This window comes from Paraburkholderia sp. SIMBA_027, assembly GCF_046535315.1.
Lineage (GTDB): Bacteria > Pseudomonadota > Gammaproteobacteria > Burkholderiales > Burkholderiaceae > Paraburkholderia > Paraburkholderia tropica.
Genome location: NZ_JAWRWY010001019.1, coordinates 1 through 257, shown reverse-complemented (window position 1 = coordinate 257; position 257 = coordinate 1). Strand labels below are relative to the sequence as shown.

Genomic DNA, 257 nt, shown 5'->3' with positions numbered 1-257 from the left:
AGATATTTCATGTGCTGGAGAGTGTAGGACTTAATCCCAATGTATTGATCTCTCCGACACGGGCTCCAAGATTTTTATTTAGAAAGTTGGTTACTCCTTCCGGAGAATTTTGGGAATTTGTGGAGAAAAGTCCACTTCCATCAAGAATAGCTATTTTAATAGATGATAAAACTAAAAAAGTTATTGCTAAAACATTTGATACGTACCCATATTCGGCAGGTGATGTTCTAACAGAAGAGTATGATAATAGAAGACAC

The 257-nt window shown here is 35.8% G+C and carries 1 protein-coding gene; it reads left to right on the top strand.

Features of this window, described 5'->3' with window-relative positions; genetic code table 11:
- Window positions 1–257 (top strand): hypothetical protein (locus SB764_RS42190; protein ID WP_410867063.1); only part of this gene is annotated, 257 nt, incomplete at both ends.